The sequence below is a fragment of the Devosia sp. genome, from assembly GCF_040509215.1.
In the GTDB taxonomy this organism is placed as follows: domain Bacteria; phylum Pseudomonadota; class Alphaproteobacteria; order Rhizobiales; family Devosiaceae; genus Devosia.
The window spans coordinates 1-5164 of sequence record NZ_JBEVLL010000338.1 but is presented as its reverse complement, the minus strand read 5'-3'; the positions used below and the strand labels follow the sequence as shown (position 1 = coordinate 5164).

The window sequence follows — 5164 nt, the reverse complement described above, 5'->3', positions numbered from 1 at the left end:
ATCGATCCGTCCGTCGTTCGCGGCCTTGAATATTACACCGGTCCGGTCTTCGAGATCGAACTCACCTTCAAGGTGCAGAACGACAAGGGCCAGGACGTCGTCTTCGGCTCCGTTGGTGGCGGTGGCCGCTATGACGGCCTCGTCTCCCGTTTCCGTCGCGAACCCGTTCCGGCCACCGGCTTTTCCATCGGCGTCTCGCGCCTCGCCAACGCGCTGAAGCTCACCGGCAATCTCGGCTCGAAGGAGCCGGTCGGCCCCGTCGTCGTCCTCGTCATGGATAAGGATCAGACGGCTCGCTACCAGGCCATGGTGTCCGAACTGCGCAAGGCGGGCATCCGCGCCGAAATGTTCCTCGGTTCCACCAAGAACTTTGGCAAGCAGGTGTCCTACGCCGACAAGCGCAACGCGCCAGCCGTCGTCATCGAAGGCAGCCAGGAGCGCGAGCAGGGTATTTTGCAGATCAAGGATCTGGTTGCCGGCAAAGAGGCAGCTCAGGCCATCACCGACAATGCCGAGTGGAAAGCCGCGCGCCCTGGCCAGTTCGAGGTCAAGCGCGAAGACCTGGTTTCGGCCATCCAGAAACTCTTGAGCGAGCAGTGATGCTTTTTCGGCAGGGGCAAGAGCCATGACTAACGCCGCTATGCGACGGGCCCAGCTCGAAGCCCTTGTCGAAGCCCAAGGCGGTTGCCGGGCCACCCCGCCGCTCTTACTGCCGGCCGATCCCTATTTTGATCTGGCGGGCGAAGAGTTCGGCCGCCGCCTGCTGCTGACGACCGATTTGATCGGCGCCGAACACTGCCTGCGGCCCGAATTTACCCTGCCCATCGTGCGCGACTATATCGCCGATGGCACGCGCCAGCCGGCCGCCTTCACCTATCTCGGCCCCATCTTCCGCCAGCGCGAAACCGGCCCGGCCGAGTTCGACCAGGCCGGCATCGAGCTGCTGGCCCAGCCTGATGGTGAAGTGGCGCTCGATCAGGTTTTCACCTTTGCTCGCGCGGCTCTCTCCATTTATGGCCTGCCCGCCCGCATTCGCCTTGGCGGCGTTGGTCTCTTCGAGGCGCTGCTGGTGCAGGCCGATATGCCGGCCGCATGGCGCCCGCGCATTCGTCACCGCTTTGGCCACACCGAGGCCATGGAACGCCTCTTGGCGCGGCTTGAAGCGGCGCCCGACGCGCCACGGCAGGAACAACCCTCGCGCGACGTGCTGATCGAGGATGTTACGGCTCGGATGGTGTCGTCCGGCCTCAGCCTTTCCGAAGGCCGTACGCCCGAGGAAATCGCCGACCGCTATCTCGAACAACAGGCGCTCGACGCCGCTCATGTTCCAGCCCAGACGCTGAAACTGCTGCGCGATTATCTCGCCATTTCCGGCGACGTGCTGTCGGCTTTGCGCCAGATCGAGGCACTGGCCGAGAGCCACAAGCTCATGCTTGGCGCGCCGGTTCGCGCCATTCGCCGTCATCTCGACAAGCTCGGCGAAGCCCAGGTCAATTTCGACGCAGCCTTCTCGCCGCGTCTCGACTATTACACCGGCATCGTCTTCGAAATGACCGGCCGCAACGGCGAAGTGCTGGCTTCGGGCGGACAATATGACCGCCTGCTGGAACGCCTCGGCGCTACGGCACCCATCGCCGCTTCGGGCTGCGCACTCTGGGTCGATCGATTGGAAGCAGAGGTCTCGGCATGACCGGCATCACTCTCGCCGTGCCCTCCAAAGGGCGCCTTGAAGAACTGACGCGCGAATGGTTCGCCGCGCGCGGCCTCACCATTTCCCGCCCCGGCGGCGCGCGCTCCTATCTCGGCGTCATGGAAGGCGAGCCTGATATCACCGTGCGCTTCTTCCCAGCCTCGGAAATTGCCCGCGAACTGATCCGCGGCAACATTGATATCGGCGTCACCGGCCGCGATCTCATCCACGAAACCAGCGAAACCGGCCCCGAAAGCGTGCACTTCGCCCGCTCGCTCGAATTCGGTCTCGCCGACGTTGTGATTGCCGTGCCGGAAGCCTGGATCGACGTCACGCACCTGCATGACCTTGCCGACGTTGCCTCGGACTTCCGTAGCCGCCACAAGCGCTGGCTGCGCATCGCGACGAAATATATCACCATCACCCGCCAGCACTTCGCCCGGGCCGGCATTGCCGAATACCGCATCGTCGAAAGCCTTGGCGCGACCGAAGCCGCACCTGCTTCGGGCGTCGCCGATATCGTCGTCGACATCACCTCGACCGGCTCGACCCTCGCAGCCAATGGCCTGCGTGTGCTCGACGATGGCGTCATGCTCAAGAGCGAGGCCAATCTCATCGTTTCGAGGACTGCCGACTGGCCGGCCGAGAAGAAGGCCTATCTCGACGACCTCCTGAAACGCTTGGGTGCCTCAACCATTTAGCTTTCAACGCACCGGTTCGAGGCATGACGATGGGCACCGATCTCCTGATCTTCCTTGGGCTCGTGCTGTTTGCACTCACCGTCACGGCTCTGACCTCCAAGCCAAAGAGGCGCCGCCGAAACAGCAATGATGGCGGTGGTGGAGACGGCGGCACATCTTCTTCGTCCGGCAATCGGGATTGCGACAGTTCCGATGGTGGAGGGGACGGCGGTGGAAGCGATGGCGGAGGCGGTGGGGGCGACTGACATCGCCCCTGTTAACTCCGCTGACGCGGTGCTAAGAGGCCGCAACTTCTCTTCGGTTCCCCTATGCTTGATCCCCTCACACTCGTTGCCCTCGGCGGCGTCGGCCTTCTCGCAGGCTTTGTAGACGCAGTTGCTGGCGGCGGCGGCATGCTGACTGTTCCGGCTCTACTTTCGGCCGGCCTGCCGCCGATTGCCGCGCTCGCCACAAACAAGATGCAGTCGGTCATCGGCACGACGATGGCGACCTACACCTATTGGCGAAAGGGCTTTGTCTCTCTCAAGGCCCTGATACCCTCGATCGCGGTGACCTATGCCGGCAGCCTGCTCGGCGCCGTCACGGTCAAGCAGATCGACACGTCACTGCTCAATATCGCCGTGCCCTTCGCGCTCATCGGGGTGGCGCTGTACTTTCTCTTCGCGCCCAATCTGTCGGACGCCGACCGGGCCTCGCGCCTGGCTTTCCCCAAATGGGTTCCGCTTCTGGGCTTTGTCGTCGGCTTTTATGACGGCATCTTCGGGCCCGGAACCGGATCGTTTTTCACCATCGGTTTCGTGCTGCTTTTCGGCCTTGGCGTCACCCGCGCGGCGGGCAATACCAAGCTCCTCAACCTGGTTTCAAATCTGGCTGCACTGACGATCTTCATCCCGAGCGGGGACGTCGTCTGGCCGGCCGTGATGTGCATGGCCGTCGGTCAGATCATCGGGGGCTATGTCGGCGCCCATGCCGGCATTCGCTTTGGCGCAAAACTCATCCGCCCGCTGGTCGTGGTTGTTTCCATCGCCATGGCGGTCAAGCTGATCCTCTGGCCCTAAAGCTCACTGCCGAAGGCGGCCTCAACGGCGCGCATGGTCTGCGGTCCAAAACTCCCGTCGACCGTACCCTTGTAGAAGCCGTCGCTCTTGAGCAGTTCCTGGATGCGGCGACGGAAATTGGGCGAGGTCTCGGCCGAACCGATTTCCTTGAGTTCGTCGAGGGCAATATCGAGGCCGTTGACGAGCGCGAGATAGGCAAGGTCGCCAGCCTTGCGGGAGTCCATCGCGACGCCATCCCCATAGAGATAGCGCAGGGCGAGGGCCCAGTGGCCGTTGGGCTCGCCGGCATCCGAGGCGCGCTGATACCAGGCGGCGGCCTCGGTTGCGTCCTTGGCGACCCCATGACCGCCCAGATAAAGCTCGCCGATGGCGTAGAGCGCGTAGGAATAGTCGTTGTCGGCCGCCTTGCGGAACCAGTTCATGGCCTCGTCATAGTCCTGGCCCACGCCTTCCCCCAGGCGATACATGCTGGCGACGTTGCTCATGGCGGCCGGCAGCCCGGCTTCTGCCGCCTTCATGTACCAGTCGAAAGCTTCGTAAAAATCCTGTTCGACATGCTCGCCGCGGTCATACATCAGCGCGAGGCGGTTCATCGAATAGCCATCGCCCGCATTAGCGGCGAGGGAATACATTTCGAAGGCATAGGCGTAGTCGGGATCACCGCCATTGTCGGCGAAATAGGCCTCATCCGCCTCGGCGACGATTTCAGCCAGATCATCGGGATCATTGGGGTCGAGCGTATTCTGCTGGGTCTGCTCTGCGCCGGGTTTGGATTTGGTTTTTTGCGCCAGCGCGGCTGAACTTCCACCCAGCAGCAAAGCCAGCAGAGTGACTGCCATAACCAGAAAACGCATCGGAACCTCCCAAGCCCTAGACGACTATGAGAATGAAACGGCGCGGGCTTTTCTGTCAAATCCGGGATCGAGAAAATCGCGCCCTCACAAAGAGGTGGCGCTATTCAAAAAGAAAAAGGCGCGGTGCTGAGCACCACGCCTTTCCACGAAGTCCGTGACTGGGAAGAAACGAGCTTCGAAGCCTGTTGTCTGTCAGGCGGCAAGGCCGCCCGGCAGTCGTCTGCCGCGCTCGCGCAGGGCCAGCGATTGGCCCAGCGCGGCTTTAGCGCGTCGGGCCAATTGCGAAACGGCCCGTGAGCGAAGAGGAAATCTAAGGCGTTAGCCTTAGAAATCCATGCCGCCCATGCCGCCCATGCCGCCGCCGCCCGGCATTGCCGGAGCTTCGGCCTTGGGGGCTTCAACGATGATGGCTTCCGTCGTGATCAGGAGCGATGCAACCGAAGCTGCGTCCTGGAGAGCGTGACGGACGACCTTGACCGGGTCGATAACGCCGAGTGCAACGAGGTCACCGTATTCGCCGGTGGCAGCATTGTAGCCGAACGAGGGAGCCGAGTTTTCGAGGATCTTGTCGACAACGACCGAACCTTCAGCGCCGGCATTGTTCGCAATGGTGCGAACCGGAGCCTGGAGGGCGCGGCGAACGATGGCGATACCAGCGTCCTGATCGGCATTGATGCCCTTGGCCTTGATGGCAGCCGAAGCGCGGAGGAGGGCGACGCCACCACCGGGAACGATACCTTCTTCAACGGCAGCGCGGGTCGCGTTCAGAGCGTCGTCGACGCGATCCTTGCGTTCCTTGACTTCCACTTCGGTCGAACCACCGACCTTGATCACGGCAACGCCACCGGCGAGCTTGGCAAG

At 62.7% G+C, this 5164-nt stretch carries 6 protein-coding genes; 4 read left to right on the top strand and 2 right to left on the bottom strand.

Annotation, left to right across the window (positions count from 1 at the left end):
• The 4 genes from ABW043_RS19160 to ABW043_RS19145 form a co-directional block, all read left to right on the top strand.
• On the top strand, positions 1–600 hold a 600-nt coding region (locus tag ABW043_RS19160; RefSeq protein WP_353922801.1), incomplete at its 5' end, for a His/Gly/Thr/Pro-type tRNA ligase C-terminal domain-containing protein.
• A gap of 25 nt (positions 601–625) precedes the next feature.
• A complete protein-coding gene (locus ABW043_RS19155) occupies positions 626–1690 on the top strand; it encodes an ATP phosphoribosyltransferase regulatory subunit (RefSeq protein ID WP_353922800.1) in 1065 nt (354 codons plus the stop codon).
• The gene (hisG, locus tag ABW043_RS19150) at positions 1687–2391 is read left to right on the top strand and encodes an ATP phosphoribosyltransferase (RefSeq protein ID WP_353922799.1); all 705 of its coding nucleotides are present in this window, start codon (positions 1687–1689) and stop codon (positions 2389–2391) included. Before ABW043_RS19155 ends, hisG begins: the two co-directional genes overlap by 4 nt.
• A 308-nt stretch (positions 2392–2699) precedes the next feature.
• The gene (locus tag ABW043_RS19145) at positions 2700–3449 is read left to right on the top strand and encodes a TSUP family transporter (RefSeq protein ID WP_353922798.1); all 750 of its coding nucleotides are present in this window, start codon (positions 2700–2702) and stop codon (positions 3447–3449) included.
• Here ABW043_RS19145 and ABW043_RS19140 read toward each other — a convergent pair.
• A complete protein-coding gene (locus ABW043_RS19140; protein WP_353922797.1) occupies positions 3446–4303 on the bottom strand; it encodes a peptidoglycan-binding protein in 858 nt (285 codons plus the stop codon). The two genes, ABW043_RS19145 and ABW043_RS19140, sit on opposite strands and share 4 nt — an antisense overlap.
• Before the next feature lie 324 nt (positions 4304–4627).
• On the bottom strand, positions 4628–5164 hold a 537-nt coding region (locus tag ABW043_RS19135), incomplete at its 5' end, for a TCP-1/cpn60 chaperonin family protein (protein WP_353922796.1).